Source organism: Pedobacter sp. (assembly GCF_041662865.1).
Taxonomy (GTDB): Bacteria; Bacteroidota; Bacteroidia; order Sphingobacteriales; family Sphingobacteriaceae; genus Pedobacter.
Map to the genome: position 1 here is coordinate 1 of NZ_JBAZRL010000029.1, position 19,283 is coordinate 19,283.

A 19,283-nucleotide genomic window follows, 5' to 3' on the forward strand; every position below is an offset into this window, starting at 1 on the left:
AGGCAATATTTCGCAACCGCTTGCCTATAATCAAACGGCTATTAAGCTTCAACTGAGTGATGCAGACAAAGCCAATATTAATGACCTGCTTGATCTTAAAGTAGTAAGCCTGCTGGGTGTTGTGGTACCGGTAAAGGATTTGGTGACCATAACCAGACAGATCAAGCCCAAAAGCATTTATCGTAAAAACCAAAAAGAGGTGGTTTATGTACTGGCCGATATGGCCGGCGAATTGGAAAGTCCTTCGTATGCCATTTCTACTGTTTCTGACAACTTAAAAAAAGTGACCATTCCGAAGGGATTTTCGTTAAAAGAGGAATATACACATCAGCCTGATCTTGAAGACAATTATAGCCTGAAATGGGATGGAGAATGGCAAATTACCTACGAGGTATTCAGAGATCTTGGAATTGCGTTTGCTGTAGTAATCCTTCTGATTTATATACTGATTGTAGGATGGTTTCAGAATTTCATCGTACCACTGGTGATGTTAGCAGCGATCCCTTTATCATTGATCGGTATCATATTAGGACATTGGATGCTTCATGCGTATTTCACGGCAACTTCAATGATCGGTTTTATTGCATTGGCAGGTGTGATGGTGCGAAACTCCATATTGCTTATCGATTTTATCAATATCCGTTTAAAAGAAGACATACCACTGAAACAAGCTATTCTCGAAGCTGGTGCAGTAAGAACCACTCCTATCCTGTTAACAGCTGGTGCAGTTGCACTGGGAGCCGTAATCATTCTGTTTGACCCGATTTTCCAGGGTTTAGCCATCTCCTTAATGGGTGGGACAATTACCTCAACTTTCCTAACACTAGTTGTAGTTCCCCTACTCTATTTTAAAATGATGCGAAAAAAAGATTTGAAATAATTAAAACCTGAAACATGAAATTATTTATAACGACCTGCCTTAAAGAATACCAGGATGATGTCTCCAAAATATTCAAGCAGGCAAACATCAGCGTGTTTAGCGTAACAGACATTACTGGGTTTAAAGAGGATATTGCTAACAACCTTCTCGAAGATTGGTTCGCCAGTGGGGATGAAAAATTCGACTCTTTGCTATTGTTCAGTTTTACCAGCAATGCGAATGCAGAAGTTGGGATAGATTTAATTAACAATTACAATAAAAAGCTTGAAGAAAACTTTCCTGTCAGGGCATTTATAGTACCGGTAGACAAATCAACAAGTTACAAAAAATCATAAACATGAAAGAGAGAATTGTACGTGCTGTTGCCGGAATTTTTGTTTTAACCAGCATACTGTTGGCACATTTTGCTAACATTAACTGGTTATGGCTGGCTGTTTTTGTAGGTGTAAATTTACTGCAATCGGCCTTTACTAAATTTTGTCCCCTTGAATTGCTATTAGGTTTTATGGGAGTTAAGAATAAACGTACCTGAATTTGACCTATATTTACCTATCTGATTTGGATCACGAACTAAGCATGGATAAGGTTAACAATTTTGGAACTGACTTTGAGCCCGGATTATTGCAAGAATTGAAGCAATATGGCGAATTGAAGTACTTTAAAGAGGGAGATGTTATTATGGACTACGGCAAATACGTCCGTATGATGCCTATTGTAATTAGCGGAACCCTGAAAGTTCTCAGAAAAGATGATTTTGGCAAGGAGATACTGCTTTATTACTTGTCGAGTAATGAAAGTTGTTCTATGGCGTATAGCTGTTGTTTGGAGGCTAGGAAAAGCGAGGTAAAAGCCATAGCTGAGGATGATGTTGAATTGATTGCCATCCCGCATGTCAAATTGGATGAGTGGCTCTGTAAATATCCAAGCTGGAAAAACTACATTATGCGTAGTTTTAATGAGCGTTTTTTAGAGTTACTCAAATCCATCGAAAGTATAGCCTTCCACAAGCTGGATGATCGACTGATCGCCTATCTTAAAGAAAAACAACGACTATTTGGTTCGAGTGTGATTAAGGTATCCCATTACCTGATTGCCGATGAACTGGCTACCTCCAGGGTAGTGATATCACGATTGCTCAAACAACTGGAAAACGATGGGAAAATTCTGTTGTATAGAAATGAAATAAAGTTGTTACAGGCATTTACATAGGTTTTGCCACTTTTTGTGTTATAAATTTAATGCGAATATTTTAGCTAAAAAGACATGAATAATAAGATGCTTAGAAAAGCGGGCCTTATCTCTTTAATGGTCATTGCCAACTGCACATTTACTTATGCCCAGGGCCGAAGTATACTTTCCCTGAATGATCCATGGAAGGCAGGTCAACTGCTGCCTGCTGAACAACTGGTATCAATGATAAAAAAGGGTGAAAAAATACAAATTTATAATATTGGCCCAGTTGCCAATATCAAAGGTGCAGTCAGTTTTGGGGCGGCCAGTGAAGCAAAAAATCTGGAGAAATTTAAATTAAGCTTAAAAAACAAACCTAGGAACCAAAGGATCGTTTTCTATTGTGGCTGTTGCCCGATGAATAAATGTCCCAATATCAGACCTGCATTCAAGATGCTTCAGCAGATGAATTTTACCAATATGCAGGTACTTGAACTTCCAACCAATATCAGGGTAGACTGGATCAATAAAGGATATCCAATAGACTAACTTATTTTTTACGAATTTGCCTAGCAAACTTAAATTTTTGGACCAATTGAGGAAAGAAAATTACACTGGGAAAATGTATATTAGACAAAACGTCCCGATGAAGTAAGTTGGACCCAGGTGGTGCCAGAGGTTTCCCTTAGAGTTCCGCCTAATGGGATTAATCAGAGGGTCGCTGGTTCGAGCCCAGCAGAGGGAGCAGACTGAAAGCCTTAAAGGAATGTAAGGCTTTCATTTTTTAAAGATTTCTGATTAACTGTTTGCACAATCCACATCTAAGACCATAATCTAAAAATTAGGGTAATTGTTAAATAATAATTGATACTAGAAGAAAAAAGCTATATACCTTATTGGATGGTTCATTCAGAGCTTAATTTTATAAGGTTTGAGACAAAATAGTATTGGGAATTACTTAAAGCCGCTCAAGGCAATTTTTAATAGAGCAATCAAAACTAAAGTTGTGGATAGGGAAGATTATCCTTTTAATGATATATTTATAAAAACTGAGAAGACTAAAAAAAAAGAGCTATTCTCAAAAAAGATATAATTTTTCTTGAAAATCTTGATTTACAAGTGACCTCATAGGAATGGCATTCCAGAACTACTCTGTTAAGTTACTACTTAAGAGGACTATCATTCACAGATTAACTAATTTAACAATTCAAAATCTAGTTAATGAAGATTAACCTACTGTTTAGGGTTCTACTTATAGGCATGAAATATTCTAATAGGGAAGATATTATGGCAGGATTGAGCTTTTTCAATATTGATAAATAGTTTTTCTATTGTTAATTTTGTATCTTTACACTAAATCAGTCATTACGTACTGCAATCTGTGAGTCCGATTCGGTCTCGATCTAAATTGCCTCTTTCGACTTTTTCTCTTTTCGAATCTAATCACACTGGCTAAAGGAGCTGGTATCCATAAGTTTTGCGGCAAATCAATTTGTTTCTTAATTTTTGGTAAGACATTCAAATGGACAAAATTCTAAATCAAATCATTTGGAATAACTCAGTATATCAATGGGGTTTTGCATTTATAATCAGTGCGGGTCTCTGCCTTATTATAAAATTGTTTAAAAAATGGGGGCTTAGAAAAGCAAAAAAGTGGGCCCAAAATACCCAGACCAATTGGGACGACTTCATTATTAATACCTTAGAAACAGCCGGCATTCCCTTACTGTATATCAGTTCTGTGTACTTCGGACTGAAAATGTTAGTATTTGATGAAAAAATAGATCAAGTTATCCATGTTGCCTATTTGGTTACCATCACCTTCTACATCTTAAAAATCGTAAGTTCTGCCTTTCGGAAGTTTGTACATTCTTTTATCAAACGCGAAGAAAATGGTGAAGGCAAAGAAAAACAAGCAGCAGGCTTAATTATAATCGCCAATGTTATTATTTGGATACTCGGCAGTATATTTCTTATCGATAACCTTGGCTACAACGTAACCACCTTAATTGCAGGTTTAGGTGTTGGCGGTATAGCCATAGCGTTAGCAGCTCAAACCGTTCTGGGCGATCTTTTCAGTTATTTTGTTATCTTCTTTGATCGGCCTTTCGAAATTGGCGATTTTGTGGTGGTAGGCGACAAAAATGGTGTAATAGAATATATTGGCATCAAGACTACACGAATTAGAACACTAAGTGGCGAACAGTTAATTTGTTCAAATACGGATCTTACCAATTCTAGACTCCATAATTTTAAGAGGATGGAAAGACGAAGAATTCTATTCTCTCTAGGGGTAACGTATCAATCTACACATCAACAGCTATCCATAATACCCGAATTGGTAAGAGAAATTATCAATGCTAAAACAAAGCTCCAATATGACAGGGGGCACTTCTCTGGTTATGGTGATTTTAGCCTTAATTTCGAATTCGTTTATTATGTACTTGATGCCGATTACAATATATATATGGACAATCAACAGGAAGTGTATCTCGAAATATTTCAAGCCTTTAAGAAGGAAGGGATCGAATTTGCCTATCCAACCCAAACTCTTTTTCTACAAAAAGAGGCCGCTGATCTAAATCACTTTTAAACATTCTTAGGGTATAGGCATATGGATTCGAGCAGGTCTACCACAAGATAAGGCGTGTGCAAATTGTACTTCGCGAAGGAAGCCTGGTGGCCAACTTTTATCGTATACGCATGCGGAACATTAGCAAGCACCCCGAACATATCCTCATCCGTCTTATCGTCCCCAACACATAAAATAAAATCGTAATCCTGTTCTGCAAGTTTCGTTTCTACTGCTTTTCCTTTATTTATTCCGTGGTTCCTCACTTCGATCACTTTATTTCCATCAATAACATCTAAGGGCAAATGCAAGGTGTGGCTTAACAATTCTTCGTAAAGATCCGCAGCTTTTTTGGTAGATAAAAATCCATCGGCTTTTCTATAATGCCAAGCAAGAGAATATTCTTTCATTTCTATAAAAGAGTTTGGACTTTTAGTAACATATCGTTCCATAATCTTGTATATCTTATCCTGCCATTCACTTGCTTCAATGCCGATTTCACTCTTCCAATCCCCGTTTGGTTCGCGAACCTTAGCTCCATGCTCGGCAATAAGACCAATATTAAGTGTCCCTAACCATTGTCCTAGTGTCTCACTATCTCTTCCACTAATGATATACAGGTCATTATTTTCCAGCTCACTAACCCTACTCAATACCTTCAGTAATCCTTCACTGGGAAAAGCCATTTGTGGTTCTTTTGAAAATGGAACTAAAGTCCCATCATAATCAATCAACATAAGCCTTTTCTTCGCGTTTGCGTAAGAAGTAAGTAGGTTAGCTTTCAAAAAGCTGTCCATAAATTTCACCTCAAACTTAAGCTGTTGCGATTTCACCGCCTCCATTTCAGAGAAGTAGTCGATGGCCCAAGCTCTGACATCATATTGCTTTATTCGACTTCGCATCTGTCGTAGCCTGGTCTCTTGTTCCCTTTCATCCATTTCAAGTCCATTTTTAATCGCCTCGGCAATTTCGTCCCTATCATTGGGATTGATTAATAAGGTTTCCGACAGCTCTGCAGCAGCACCAGCCATTTCGCTGAGCACCAATACTCCTCGGAAGTCGCTTCTACTGGCTACAAATTCTTTCGCAACCAAGTTCATTCCGTCCCTTAATGGAGTAATAAGGGCAAGATCACATGTAGTATAAAGTGCTAAAAGCTCACTAAATTCTAGATGTCCATATTGATAGATAATTGGTTGCCAACCAATCTCGCCAAGTGTACTATTGATATTTCCAATATATTCATCTATTATTCTTTTACGCTCGTTATATTTCACTATTGTATCCCTTGAAGGTACTACTACGAGTACGAACACTACATTCCCCTTATATTGGGGATTGTCTAAAATAAACTTTTCGTACGCTTCCAGCCTGTTATAAATGCCTTTCGTATAATCTAGTCGATCAACCGAAAACAGCATTTTTTTCTCCCCTTTGATGCTCAGGTATTTTTCTCGGAGCAGTTGTACATCTGGGCTGGATAAGGCACTGTCGAAGAGCTCGAAATCAATACTGATAGGAAATGCATCAACCTTTAGGCGTCTATTTTTCCAATCAAGGTATTGACCATTCCGCTCAATATTCATTGTCATTTCAACTGTCTTTAGGAAATGTGAAACATAATCAGACGTATGAAAACCAATTAGATCGGCGCCCAACATACCGTTTAAAATTTCCTTCTGCCACTTTTTGGGAATAACTCTAAACAGTTCATAAGAAGGGAAAGGTATATGTAAAAAGAGTCCGATCGTTAAGTTTGGAAATCTCTTTCTCAACATTGCTGCCAGTGGTAACAAATGATAGTCATGGATCCAAATCACATCATCTGGTTTAATGCTAGCGACCAACACTTCATAAAATTGTTCATTTGCTTTGATGTAGGCGTCAAAGAATAATGTGGTATATTCCGCAAAAGAAGGGAAATAGTGGAACAGCGGCCAGAGTACCGAGTTCGAAAAACCGTTATAATATTGATCGTATGTCTCATCATCAATAAAGACTGGTAGATATTGATAGGTTGATGATTCGGCCAAGTCAAGTCCATCCCAAACTTCTTCGCTGCTTCCTGGCATACCCACCCAGATCTTTTCTGAAAAAACATCTTTTCCAGCTGTATTGAGATAGGCATCTACAGCAGAAATAAGTCCGCCAGAAGATGGTCGAGTATAAAATCCTTGATCGGTATTTTCGATTGTTAAAGGTAAACGGTTTGAAACAACAATTAATCGTTTATTCATAGTTTATATCGTAAAATTAACCTACATGAGGTAGGATGCCGAATATCACTGAGAAAACAACAGCGGCAGAAATTTTTCCTGCACGGCGGAGAGCGCCTTAGAGGCTATAAGAATATCGGTCTATCTAGCCTAATTGCAATGCGATATGCCGCATTCATCAATCCAACATGACTGTAGGCCTGTGGAAAATTTCCCCACTGGCTTCCCGTTTTAGCATCCACATCTTCACTGAATAACATTAAGTGGTTACAATATTTGATAATATTTTCGAATTCTTTAATTGCATCATCAATCCTGCCAACGCATGCCAGTGCTTCTACATACCAAAAGGCACAAATCAAGAATGTTGTTTTCGGCTTGCCGAAATCATCGGCATGTAGATAGCGGTAGAATAGGCCATCCTCGGTTTTCAACTCCTTTTCCAATCCAATTAAATGATCTTTCGCCTTTTGTGAAGTTGGATCCAAGTAATTCATTACAATGAGCTGTAAGGTACTGGCATCTAAATGCGGACTACCTACAGCATTTGTATATACTTTTCTAACGGGATCATAGCAGGCTTCGATATGTGCTGCCGCCTTGTCTATCAACACCAAGGCTCTATCAACAAAATCTTGATTCTTTATGGTTTTGGCCATTTTTAAAGCCGCATGAGCACCAGCCCATTGAAATAGGTTACTGTAACAATGGATGTTGGCAATATTTCTGAACTCCCAAATCCCGGCATCCTTTTCATCGATGGTACGTTCTATTTTGGAAAGCACATGATCGATCCATTTCAGCGAATCGCTGCGCTCAGAAAACACAAATCTATGATCAGTATATAACGGTAACATCGAGATAAGAACCTGACCGTAGATGTCGTTCTGTATATGTTCGGAAGCTTGATTGCCAATTCTAACTGGTTTTTCCCCTAGGTAGCCCTCCAAGTTTTCTAGTTCAAACTCAGCTATGTTTCTTTCACCTGTAATGCTATAGAGAGGTTGGTATCGTTTATCATCGGCAAATGAAATATCCGAGAGGTAATTGAAGTATTTTTCCATTTCCTCAAAATGTCCAATATGGCTTAGGGAAGTTAGTACATAAAAAGAATCCCTCAACCAGCAATAGCGGTAATCCCAGTTGCGGCCACTCCCTACGAATTCTGGCAAGCTAGTTGTACTTGCTGCAATAATGGCACCCGTATCTTCATACTGATGGATTTTTAAGACCAGTGCAGACCTTATTACAAATTGTTGATGAAACCCTGCTATTGATGAGTGTTTTATCCATACCCGCCAATAGTTGATGGTCTCTCTCAAAAAAGTCTCAACAATACTATCTAATGATCCTTCAAATTTTTGTTCATAGGTCAGAACAATATATTTTGCTTCATTAAGCACAAAATGCTTTTCTTCCAAAATATAGTTTAAAGAAACGTTGGTGCTAAGCTGCATTGTTTCCCCCACGCCGCCATAGTAGTCTATTTGGTCGCTCCCTGCTATGGATTTCATCTCATGCTCACCATAATCATATACAGGCTTGCACTTCACCTTAATCCTAGGATTTCCTTCTAAAGGCTCAATTTTCCTGATTAACATTAATGGTTTGGAATATTTTCCATTGTCTCTAAATCTCGGTGCAAAATCCGTTATCCTATACTTTCCATCCGCTGTCGAAATCTCGGTCCTCAGTACATTTGTATTTTCTATATAGTATTGGTTGCTTTGGTATTCTCCCTCTGGACGGACAGAAAACTCACCACCCCTTTTTTTATCCAACAGGCTACCAAAGACAAACGAGCTGTCAAATCTCGGCCAGCAAAGCCAACTGATATCGGTATCTGTGTTAATATGGGCTATAAACCCACAGTTTCCAATAATTCCTGTTTTATATAGATGCTTGTTTTCTATTGTATTCATTCCTTCTTAAATTTCTGTTCCACCTAAGATTACAGCGCCTTTTTTAACGACCACAATTCCATCCCTTACGGCGTAGTTTTGATAGTCTCCTTCTGCTAGATGATTCCCCCCGTTTATTTTAACATCATTTCCAATTCTACAATTTTTATCGATTATGGCATTGTTAATGAAACACCTATCCCCAATTCCAATCAAAGAATCTCCAGTTTCTGTCTCTGTTTTGATCTCATCAATAGTCTGATACCTGTCTGCGCCCATCACATACGAATTTGTGATTATGGTATCTTTTCCAATTCTCGACCTAATACCCAAAACGGAATGCTCGATCTTATCAGCATGGATGATACAACCTTCAGCAATTACTGTTTTATTCAAAAGTGTATTGGTAATCTTTGATGGAGGAAGCATTCTCGGCCTTGTAAAGATGGAATGAACGTTATCAAATAGATTAAACTCTGGCATTTCATCTGTTAAGCCTAGATTAGCTTCAAAGAAAGAGGAAATAGTTCCGATATCTGTCCAATATCCTTTGTACTGATAGCTCAATACCCTGCTCGAATTAATTGCTCTCGGTAAAATTTCCTTGCCAAAATCCTTTTCTTCTGGGTTATTGTCCAAAATATCGTAAAGAAATTTTTTGTTAAAAACATAGATTCCCATTGATGCCAAATAGTTTCTACCAAACTTTTGCATTTCAGCCCCCGTTTCTGAAATCCAATTTTCTAAGCCTGATTTTGGTTTTTCTATAAAGGAAGTAATGATATTTTCTCCATCAGCCTTTAAAATACCAAAATCTGAAGCATCACGTGCATTAACCGGGATGGTTGCAATAGTAACTCCGACATCGCTACCAATATGGAATTCTAACATCTCCTGAAAATCCATCTGGTAAAGCTGGTCACCAGATAAGATCAAGATGTAATCGAATTCGTGCAGAGCAATATGATGCATGCACTGCCTCACGGCATCTGCAGTTCCCTGAAACCAGTTGGCATTATGGACGGTTTGTTCTGCCGCGAGGATATCTACAAAAGCCTTGCTAAAATGGCTGAAGTGATAAGTGTTTTTGATATGCCTGTTTAATGACGCAGAGTTAAATTGAGTTAGCACGAACATTCTGTGGATACCTGAATTTAAGCAGTTCGAGATAGGGATATCGACCAAGCGATATTTACCTGCGATAGGCACTGCAGGCTTTGAGCGGGAGTGCGTTAAAGGTGCCAATCTAGAACCTTGACCGCCACCAAGAATTATTCCTAATACATTTTCAACCATGACTAATAACGCATAAAATGATAAAAAAGTTTTCAGAAATGTTCAAAAAAGGGGATAAAGAGGTTAAAAAGCCGTATAAGGTGAAAGGTGGAAAACTAGAATTCTCAACAGAAAAAAGCTTTTGGCATTAATTAGGGAAGCCTTTTTAAGATTATTTGCTTTTAGGTAGATCAATACTTTATAGGTCTCGCAATCGATGGAAATTATAGGGCTAGCAGAAACAACCCATCTGAGTCTGGTAATTTCAAAGGCAACTGTAACTTAGGGAAATTCCGCTTCCACCTGCATACGGAGAAAGTCGCCTGATAAGCCACCAAGCGACGAAACATATTGGTGAGCGACGAACATTAACCACATATTTGTAACAATACATGATTTTGGTAACTGTCTCCGCTAAAAGAAAAGCTTGCTATAGTCGACGGCCGTCAGTCCAGTAATCATTTTGTTCACTGGAGCGTGGAAGTGCAAAATGTACAAAAATTATTTTATGCCTTTTGCCTTGGCTAACTGGTAAACAGAAGCAGGAATTAAATTTGTCGATTACAAAAAGAATTGCTAATATAACAATATGAATACCCAAGAAATCATCTCCATCACCATCATATTGGCAGCAATTTTCGCCTATTTAAATCATCGGTTCATCAAATGGCCACCCACAATAGGCATAATGGCGCTCTCACTCATATCATCGATACTGTTGGTTACGGTCGGCAGCTCACAATCACTGCTTTCTGAAAAAGCGGTCCAGCTAGCCAATTCAGTAGATTTTCAAGAAGTGTTGATGAACTTTATGCTCAGCTTTCTACTGTTCGCTGGCGCTATCCACATTGATGCAGCGAAACTCAAACAACAACGTCTATCGGTCATAGTACTGGCAACCCTCGGAATCCTGATTTCCACTTTTCTCGTGGGAATTATGGTGTGGTATTTATTTGGCCTTTTCGGTATGCCGGTCCCTTTGATTAATTGTCTGCTTTTTGGTGCCTTGATTTCTCCAACAGATCCTATCGCAGTGTTGGGAATCCTAAAAAAAGCCAAAATACCAGCATCATTGGAACTGAAGATTTCAGGTGAATCTCTGTTTAATGATGGAGTGGCAGTAGTTGTCTTTGTAAGTCTTGCAGAAGTGGCCCGATCAACATCTGGAGATTTCTCAGCTCTCTCCATTGGGAAGCTTTTTTTGGAAGAGGCGATCGGTGGACTGCTGTTCGGGGTGCTATTGGGCTATATCGGTTATTGGGCGTTACGCTCGATAGATGATTATAAAGTGGAAGTACTCATTACACTTGCTATTGTAATGGGCGGTTATTTTATCGCTGGCCACCTGCATGTATCTGGTCCATTAGCCATGGTAATCGCGGGGCTGATTACTGGAAACAAATCCAAACGCGAAGGGATGTCGGATCTTACCCGTGACTATCTTGGCAAGTTTTGGGAACTCATTGATGAAATCCTTAATGCCGTGCTGTTCTTGTTCATTGGACTGGAAATGCTCATCATTAAGATTAACCAAACGGTTTTCATCATTGGTATCATCGCTATTTTTATTGTGCTATTCGCCCGGTGGATTTCTGTGTTATTACCCGTTTCACTTTTACGGTTCAAGATAAAATTCGAAAAAAATGCGGTAATAATGTTGACTTGGGGAGGTCTTAGGGGAGGGATATCAGTAGCGCTGGCACTCTCACTTGCACCTTCCATGTACCGCGATGAATTTGTGCTGATTACATATGTTATAGTGGTATTTTCGATCTTGGTTCAAGGTATGACGGTAGGAAAGCTTGCAAAGAAACTAAAGTATTAAAGTTATGAAGGAAATTTTTAATGCCATCGGCCGTTTTGTTTCTTATCGCTTCAGTCTGCGACATGACAATGCCGAAGAAAGCGATACGGTCGAATCCATTATTAGTAATGTAGAATTTAAGGGTGCCAATCTTTGGACTCTGATCTTTGCAATCTTTATTGCCTCAATAGGGCTGAACCTCAACTCTACGGCCGTTATTATAGGTGCCATGCTAGTTTCCCCTCTGATGGGGCCAATAATGGGCATTGGTTTAGGAATCGGTACTAATGATTTTGATCTTGTGAAAAAGGGTGCGCGAAATCTTGCCATCGCAACCGTGTTCAGTATTGCTACTTCATCGCTTTACTTTTATGTTACCCCCTTGCATGATGCCTCTTCAGAACTACTGGCAAGGACATCGCCTTCAATCTGGGATGTATTCATTGCTGGATTTGGCGGGCTTGCGGGGATCGTTGCAGCAACCAGAAAGGTTAAAAGTAATGTAATTCCAGGTGTGGCCATTGCAACCGCCTTGATGCCACCACTTTGCACGGCAGGGTTTGGTATTGCTTCTGGAAACCTTTATTTCTTCCTAGGAGCAATCTACCTCTACTTTATCAATAGCATCTTTATTTGTGTAGCCACTTATATAATCGTCCGCTATCTAAAATTCCGTCGAAAAGAGTTTCAGGATAGGGAGAGGGAGAAAAAGGTTAGGAGGTATATTCTAATTATCGTATTGCTTACCTCTGCACCGAGCGTTTATCTTGCTTATCGCATTGTTGATCGGAGCCTCTTCGAAAATAATGCTAAGTCATTTATCCAAAATGAGATGAATTATAAAAATACTCAGGTCATCTCCAAAAACTTCAAGTACTCAAGAAGCGGTAATGAAATCAATCTTCTGCTACTGGGTGCTGAAATTAGCCCTGTACAGATCGATTCCCTAAAAAAGAAAATGTCAGCTTATAAGCTAGATAGTACAAGACTCGTCATCCGCCAGGGACTGAGTGCCAAGAATGAGCTTGACCTTTCGCAAATCAAGGCTAGCATTCTTGAGAGTGTTTATCAGAACGATTCGACACATCAGAAATCAGCAGCTGTGCGACAGTTGGACAGACCGATACCAGAAGTTGGTGACGAGCTGCACACCTTATATCCAGACCTATTGCGGTATAGTATCAATAATGTAGTGGTTAGCAATCTGGTCACGAAAAAGAAGGATACGCTGGCGCTTGCAACCATGGACTTTGTTAAGACGCCCGCTAGGAAGGATAGATTGCAAATGGAAAAATGGCTCAAGAAGAGAATAGGGGTTGATTCGCTCAAATTAGTCCTAATCGAATAACCTACTGGAATTTCCCGTTCAATGTGTCCAATAGGAACTTCATCCTTCGGATTTCCTCTTGCTGTGAGACAATAATGCTGTCAGCTAGTTTTCTCACGTTTTTATCTGTAATACCTGCACGTTTACTGGTCAAAATTGCTGATGAATGGTGTGGTATCATGGCTTTCATATATTGTCTATCACTGATAAATGCTTGGCTACGCAAACAAACAAGTGCAATCACAAAAACCCCAATTGCACCACCGACGATGATCCTGTTCAGTTTTTTGTTCGTATACATTGAGGACATCAACAAAAGCATTAATATGGCCATCGGGCACACCATTAAAATCGACATATATAATCTTGTAAGACTCAGGTAAATGTGGCCAACATCATCAACATTAAGGAACATTACTCCATACATTACAAAAAAAGAGATTAGCAGCATTAGGGTGAACTTCGAATAGATCATTTTCATAGTTAAAAGTTTAGTTAAATAAAAGGAACAATCCGTTTCCTCGAATGTTCTTAGAGTTGTAGTTTATTGTCTGTTTGGGAAGCAAAAGATAAATTATTTGGATTTATGCCCGATTTTCGGTATATTATGGCTTTCGGGCAATTAGGTATCCACCTGCCCATATTTTCTCACCTTAAACCAAAATGCCATGATAAGTCCAATCAAAAAGATCATCATCAGCATCGATTTTTCAGAAAAATCGCTCAACGCACTCCATACAGCTATTCAAATGACTAGACGCCATTCAGCAGAACTCCATCTGCTTTATGTAATAGATGCTAACCATATCTTTCCAGTCGTGGACGTACATTCGCCAATTGCTAAAATTAAACACGAACCTATCGCAAAGGATATGTTCGTGCTCGAGGAACTTGCCCGTTCGATTACTTTCGAAAATGGTATCGAATGCACCTGTCACCAAAGAATCGGGTTTCCCGTAAGCACAGTTTGCGACATCGCCAGTGAGCTGGACTGTGACCTAGTAGTTGTAGCGACAGAAGAGCAGGATGGTCTTAGCTATCTGTTCGATAGCAACGCATATCGAGTCTTGAAAAGTGTAGGCTGTTCAGTCCTAGCAGTTCCAGCAGCTAAACAGGTAAGTTCCTTTAAAAAAGTTATCTTTCCTGTAGGGGCAGCCAATGATGTTGCTGGAAAGTATAATTTTTCTAGGACAATACTCAAGTTGAACAATTCCAAAGTGATACTAATGGGCTTAATGGATAGGCCAACCAGTAAACTGGCACTTATGCTTAAGGGTATGATCACCCAGTTTGGACAATGGATGAAGGAAGATTGTATTTCGCATATTTCTGGTACCATCGCCCATACTGACCCAGCAATTGGCACCACACAGGCGGGTGAAGATTTTGAAACCGATCTAGTAATCATCAATGCCTCCACTCGACGTAATCTCATTCAGTTTTTTACCGGGAATTATACCCAACGGATAATGGGTAGGCAAGAATTTGCCGTATTGTGCTATCAGCCAAAAAGAGAAACCATACAGCAAGATCACTATATCCAAGTCCCTTTACATCTTTCATTCAGTTGATAAAATATGCAAAGTTGTATTGTGGGATCAAAATAGCTGTCATTTGTGGCTTGCATGTTTGCAAAAAGTTAACTTTAGAAACATTCTGACCTAAAAGTATCGAACATTTGGAAACCTTTTTGAATTGCCTACTTTATGGTTTTTTCGCCTCTTTTTGGGCTAGTCTTTTATGAACTAAATTCTCCACTTGAAGTAAACGAAAGAATTGCTAAGCCAGCTGCCGCAGAGTGAGCATTGAAGCCCTTACATTTCTGTAAGCTTTATTGTTTTTAAGCTTTTTTAGTTAGCACATCTGATTAGAGTCCCACTGATCTAGATTACTCAGAGGTTGCATGGGATTAAGACTTTACTTATTTTTCTTGAAAAGATAGGCGAAAGCCCCTGTAGACCACAATGCAGCTAAAGTAAGTAGGGGTTGAAAAAAAAGTCTGATTAACCTAGCCTGATCAGTATCTAGTCCAAATGCATCTGTGTGATTCAAATACTGAGCAATATTGCCTGGGAAAATTAATACATAAAACACGGCAAGTGCAATCCCTACCTTAACCTTTTGTTTTGTCCAGAAGAGCATGGCTAGGCCTAGTGATATTTCCACTATGCCTGAAATTAATACAACACTGTCTTTACTGATGGGTATCCAGTTGGGCACCTGTGCTTGGAATGCTGCTCGCTGAAAAGTAAAATGCCCAATAGCGGCAGAGATCATGAAAATGCCCAAAATAATTCTTAGGATATTTTGAGTGGTGCTGGTTTTGATAGTATCCATTCGTAAATATAGTCCAATTATACCATTGGCAATACATATGTTAAGAGTTATGTTTATCAACACCGGTTAAGTACTCTGAAAGCCTGTGCAGCCCTTAGTGCTCAATAGCATCGTAAAAGGAGTTGCGATAATTATCGCCTAAAGCAATTACTTTATCGCCTATGGCAATGCGATTGCGTTCTATAGTGTCAATTTTGTCTACGGCTACAATAAAAGATTTATGCACACGTACAAATTGGGGATTGGGTAGCAGTTCTTCCATCTTTTTCATGGTTTGCAAGCTGGTTATCTTCTCGGTAGTGGTATAAATATTTATATAGTTTTGCATGCCCTCTATATACAATATAGCTGCAGTAGCTATTCTAATTAATTTATATTCCGTTTTAACAAAGATATGATCTATGTCCTTTCCTGTTTTCACATCAGACGTTTCGATAGATGGAATCAACATTCCTTTGTGCATTAACTTTGCTTTCTCAACAGCTTTATAAAAACGTTCAAAGGAAACGGGCTTTAACAAATAATCAATTGCATCATTTTCAAAACCCTCTAATGCATATTCAGTATAAGCTGTAGTCAATATTACCTGACATTTACCTTTTATAATTTTCATGAACTGTAATCCTGTTAATTCAGGCATCTGAATATCTAAAAAGATTAGGTCTACGTTACCTTCGGCAACTTTACTTAACGCTTCCAAGGGGTTGGTTGTGCTATAAATCAGTTCTAAAAAAGAGACTTTAGCAATATAATGTTTGAGCACGTCAATCGCTAGTGGTTTATCGTCTACAACAATGCATCTGATCATGATAAATCAATTTTTAAGTCTACCGTAAAGTTAAGCGGATCATTTGTAATTAAAAGTTGATGTTTAGCTGGATAAATCAATGCCAATCTTCGTTTTACATTCACCAAACCAATTCCACCAGTTTTATCTTTCTTATACCCGTTTATTCGATTAGTCATAATAAAATGGAAAGTACTTTGTTTAAGTTCAATACGAATCCGAATGGGTGTTTCTTTATCCGTAAATATGCCATGTTTAAAGGCATTCTCAATAAAATTGATCAAAATTAATGGGGCAATTTTTAGTTCATCTGGATGACCAATTATAGTAAAATCTACAAATGAAAATCCCTTTTGCCCAATCTTTTGTAGTTCTATTACATTTTCTAAATATTCTAGTTCTTTCGTTAATAGTACAAAAGGATCATCGCTTTCTCTAAGCATGTAGCGTAGCAATTCTGAGAGTTTAAGTAACGCTTCTGGTGCTTGTTCGTTTTGTTGCTGAGTAAGGGCATAAATATCGTTAATGGTATTAAAAAGAAAATGTGGATTTACCTGCGATTTAAGAAACGCCAATTCTGTTTGAAGTTGTTCCTTTTCTGCGATTTCTTTTTCCATTCGCATGGTTCGCCAATCCATCAGGTAGCTTAGCAATATGCCCAAGAAAATATGCAGAAAGTTAGCACTCAGTGTAATCATTAATGCTGACCAAAAATTGAGGTCTAGCTCGTATGTTTTCCAGCCGATGCTTGGGTAAAATAATTGTTCTAAGTAATAATAGAGCGGCGTAAATAATAATATGGCTATGACTAGGACGATGAGGTATTGGAAAATATTCTTTTTCTTAAGGAAACGAGGAATTAAATAGAGATAGTTAAGGTAGAAAAAACCCGCAGAGCAAGCAATTTGTAACAGTTTAACTGGCATGACAATGGTAAAGAACAATTTCCAATCGATCTGTGTGCCGAGTACGCCTGTTCCTAAAGATACCAGCAAAACTTGCACAGCCACCAATAACCAATAACCTACATGTAAGTAAAGTATTTTCTGCTTATTCATGGCTTAAAAGTACTTTAAAATAATAGTGAATGAAAAAGCGATACATCAAAAGGCAAATTTTAATGATGAAGCTCTAAATTTTATCCACTAAACCTATTTTCAGTATAAATCCATTTTGTCAATAGAATAAAGGCTTTGGTCAATCGCTTTCTTTGATTTATGAGTTTGAATGGACATTTGGGTATTCAAAATTAATATCATGAAAAAATATCTGTTCAACAACTTCATCTTTTTACTATTCATTCTTTTAGTTAACAATGTTTATGGGAATGTAAATTCGACAACAAATGAACGCACCAAAGCTTTTATACAAGTTTGGGGTTTGATAAAATATAAGTCGATAAATGGTGCGCAAGGCAAATTTAATGCTGATAGTATATTTCTTGCGTTAGTAAGCAATGTGAAAGCAGCTGATGAAAATCAGTTTAGCGCATTAATTGCAACGCTATTGAAAGAAAATCTAGGTCGACCTGAAGTGAGTAAAATCAAAGTGAATAGCGAAAGTTTATTGACTAAAAACATTGATTATAGTTGGATAAATAATAGAATATTTACGGGAATCATTCAAAAACAATTAGCTGCATTAACCAAAACGTATAACTCTGGTAGTACACATTATTTTATTCCCAATATAGCTTACGAAGGTGAATTGCCACATGAAAATGCTTACCCAAATTATGCGTTTGATAATGAAGCGATGAATCTATTGGCGTTAGCTAAAGCTTGGAATGCGATTGCTTACTTGTTTCCTTATCGTTATGTAATGGATCAAAAATGGAAGCTGACTTTGCAAAAGTTAATTCCAGTATTTAGTGCAATCAAATCTAGAGCAGCTTACGAAAAAAGTATTCTTTTACTGGAAAGTGCTATTGATGATACCCATGCTTCGGGTTTTTTAAATCAGGTTAAGGGCTTATCAGAAATCTTCAACTTGAAGTATTACCCTTCTTTTGCTTATAAGATTTATCAGAATAAGATAGTGGTTACTGAATTTCTAACTGATTCTTTAGCGAAAGCAAGTCATTTAAAAACCGGTGACTTAATTGTATCGATAAATGGGATAAAAACCAAAGAATGGTTAAAACAACGCTCTGCTTTATTACCAGCATCGAACCAAAGTGTAAAAAATAGATTATTAGCCGATAACGACGCATTTGCTTTTAGTGCAATTGACAATAGTACACTTAACGTAAGGGTTAAAAGAGAGGATAACTATTTGAATGTACAGGTTGTGCTTTTAGAGCGAAAGGAGAAGAGGGCTGGAGAAATAGTAAACAACTATTTCAAACAAAAATCTGCACAGGATCATTTGGTGAAAGGTTATGAAGAGTTACCTCACAATATTGCTTTGATAAGAGCGGGTTACTTTTTTGATAAAGATTTGCCTTCTGATAAAGAATTGATGGCTTTTTCACAAAATTTGAATAAGAAAAAAGCAATTATTTTTGATATGCGAAAGTATCCAGCATCTCCAGGCTTATTCTATTATTATTTGCCTATGGCATTGGGTAAACCCGCCTTTAAATTTGCACAATATTATGGAGTTGATATTAGCAATGCGGGTGCTTTTGTAAAGCAAGATGGAATAGAAGTTTTCTTATCTAAAGATATCACAACTACAATGCCTTTGTATAAAGGTAAAATTGTGATTTTAACTAATGAAAATACACAAAGCATGGGCGAATGGTTTACCATGATGCTTCGTCAACTTAATTCCAACACTACGGTGATTGGCAGTCAAACCGCTGGCGCAGATGGTGATACGAAACACTTGAATTTACCAGGTGGCTATGAGTTTTTGTTTACAGGCAGTGGAATCTTTTATCCAAACGGAAAAGAAACACAACGAATTGGTATTGTGCCAGATTTGCTATATCAACCTAGCGTGAAAGATTTAATATCAGCAACCGACATGCATTTAGAGAAAGCATTGGAGTATTTAAAAAGTAAATAGCA

At 38.0% G+C, this 19,283-nt stretch carries 18 protein-coding genes; 11 read left to right on the top strand and 7 right to left on the bottom strand.

The window, feature by feature from the left end; all coding sequences use genetic code 11:
• The 7 genes from WC622_RS10710 to WC622_RS10740 all read left to right on the top strand — a co-directional run.
• Window positions 1-880, top strand: an 880-nt coding sequence (locus WC622_RS10710) for an efflux RND transporter permease subunit (RefSeq protein ID WP_372819681.1), incomplete at its 5' end; no start/stop codon positions are given.
• A gap of 14 nt (window positions 881-894) precedes the next feature.
• Window positions 895-1,215, top strand: a complete 321-nt coding sequence (locus tag WC622_RS10715) for a hypothetical protein (RefSeq protein WP_372819682.1) — start codon at window positions 895-897, stop codon at window positions 1,213-1,215.
• Window positions 1,216-1,217: 2 nt separating this feature from the next.
• On the top strand, window positions 1,218-1,412 hold the full coding sequence (locus tag WC622_RS10720; RefSeq protein ID WP_372819683.1) for a DUF2892 domain-containing protein: 195 nt from the start codon (window positions 1,218-1,220) through the stop codon (window positions 1,410-1,412).
• 26 nt (window positions 1,413-1,438) lie between these two features.
• Complete coding sequence (locus WC622_RS10725; protein WP_372819684.1) at window positions 1,439-2,089, top strand: Crp/Fnr family transcriptional regulator; 651 nt, start codon at window positions 1,439-1,441, stop codon at window positions 2,087-2,089.
• A gap of 54 nt (window positions 2,090-2,143) precedes the next feature.
• Window positions 2,144-2,599 (top strand): rhodanese-like domain-containing protein, encoded by a 456-nt coding sequence (locus tag WC622_RS10730; RefSeq protein WP_372819685.1) that lies wholly within the window; start codon window positions 2,144-2,146, stop codon window positions 2,597-2,599.
• A 382-nt stretch (window positions 2,600-2,981) separates the two neighbouring features.
• A complete protein-coding gene (locus tag WC622_RS10735; RefSeq protein WP_372819686.1) occupies window positions 2,982-3,143 on the top strand; it encodes a phage integrase SAM-like domain-containing protein in 162 nt (53 codons plus the stop codon).
• A 429-nt stretch (window positions 3,144-3,572) separates the two neighbouring features.
• Complete coding sequence (locus WC622_RS10740; RefSeq protein ID WP_372819687.1) at window positions 3,573-4,643, top strand: mechanosensitive ion channel family protein; 1,071 nt, start codon at window positions 3,573-3,575, stop codon at window positions 4,641-4,643.
• Here the strand turns inward: WC622_RS10740 and WC622_RS10745 are convergent.
• The 3 genes from WC622_RS10745 to WC622_RS10755 form a co-directional block, all read right to left on the bottom strand.
• Window positions 4,640-6,859 (bottom strand): bifunctional alpha,alpha-trehalose-phosphate synthase (UDP-forming)/trehalose-phosphatase, encoded by a 2,220-nt coding sequence (locus tag WC622_RS10745; RefSeq protein ID WP_372819688.1) that lies wholly within the window; start codon window positions 6,857-6,859, stop codon window positions 4,640-4,642. The genes WC622_RS10740 and WC622_RS10745 overlap by 4 nt on opposite strands.
• Before the next feature lie 104 nt (window positions 6,860-6,963).
• Window positions 6,964-8,760, bottom strand: a complete 1,797-nt coding sequence (locus WC622_RS10750) for a glycoside hydrolase family 15 protein (RefSeq protein ID WP_372819689.1) — start codon at window positions 8,758-8,760, stop codon at window positions 6,964-6,966.
• Between the two features lie 6 nt (window positions 8,761-8,766).
• Window positions 8,767-10,035, bottom strand: a complete 1,269-nt coding sequence (locus WC622_RS10755) for a glucose-1-phosphate adenylyltransferase (protein WP_372819690.1) — start codon at window positions 10,033-10,035, stop codon at window positions 8,767-8,769.
• 568 nt (window positions 10,036-10,603) lie between these two features.
• Here WC622_RS10755 and WC622_RS10760 point away from each other — a divergent pair.
• Window positions 10,604-11,839, top strand: coding sequence for a cation:proton antiporter (locus WC622_RS10760; RefSeq protein ID WP_372819691.1), 1,236 nt, complete (start codon window positions 10,604-10,606; stop codon window positions 11,837-11,839).
• A gap of 4 nt (window positions 11,840-11,843) precedes the next feature.
• Entirely contained in the window at window positions 11,844-13,166 is a 1,323-nt protein-coding gene (locus WC622_RS10765; protein ID WP_372819692.1) for a TIGR00341 family protein, read from the top strand.
• Window position 13,167: 1 nt separating this feature from the next.
• Here the strand turns inward: WC622_RS10765 and WC622_RS10770 are convergent, their stop codons facing one another.
• A complete protein-coding gene (locus WC622_RS10770) occupies window positions 13,168-13,626 on the bottom strand; it encodes a DUF305 domain-containing protein (protein ID WP_372819693.1) in 459 nt (152 codons plus the stop codon).
• Between the two features lie 187 nt (window positions 13,627-13,813).
• Between WC622_RS10770 and WC622_RS10775 the strand changes: the two genes are divergently transcribed.
• Entirely contained in the window at window positions 13,814-14,716 is a 903-nt protein-coding gene (locus tag WC622_RS10775) for a universal stress protein (protein WP_372819694.1), read from the top strand.
• 346 nt (window positions 14,717-15,062) lie between these two features.
• Here WC622_RS10775 and WC622_RS10780 read toward each other — a convergent pair whose 3' ends face one another.
• The 3 genes from WC622_RS10780 to WC622_RS10790 all read right to left on the bottom strand — a co-directional run bounded on the left by WC622_RS10780 (window position 15,063) and on the right by WC622_RS10790 (window position 17,327).
• Window positions 15,063-15,482, bottom strand: a complete 420-nt coding sequence (locus WC622_RS10780; RefSeq protein WP_372819695.1) for a hypothetical protein — start codon at window positions 15,480-15,482, stop codon at window positions 15,063-15,065.
• Between the two features lie 94 nt (window positions 15,483-15,576).
• Window positions 15,577-16,290, bottom strand: coding sequence for a LytR/AlgR family response regulator transcription factor (locus WC622_RS10785; RefSeq protein WP_372819696.1), 714 nt, complete (start codon window positions 16,288-16,290; stop codon window positions 15,577-15,579).
• Window positions 16,287-17,327, bottom strand: a complete 1,041-nt coding sequence (locus WC622_RS10790) for a sensor histidine kinase (RefSeq protein ID WP_372819697.1) — start codon at window positions 17,325-17,327, stop codon at window positions 16,287-16,289. Before WC622_RS10790 ends, WC622_RS10785 begins: the two co-directional genes overlap by 4 nt.
• 199 nt (window positions 17,328-17,526) lie before the next feature.
• On the opposite strand from WC622_RS10790, the gene WC622_RS10795 reads away from it, so the two are divergent.
• Window positions 17,527-19,281 (top strand): S41 family peptidase, encoded by a 1,755-nt coding sequence (locus tag WC622_RS10795; protein ID WP_372819698.1) that lies wholly within the window; start codon window positions 17,527-17,529, stop codon window positions 19,279-19,281.
• The last annotated feature ends 2 nt before the right edge of the window (window positions 19,282-19,283 follow it).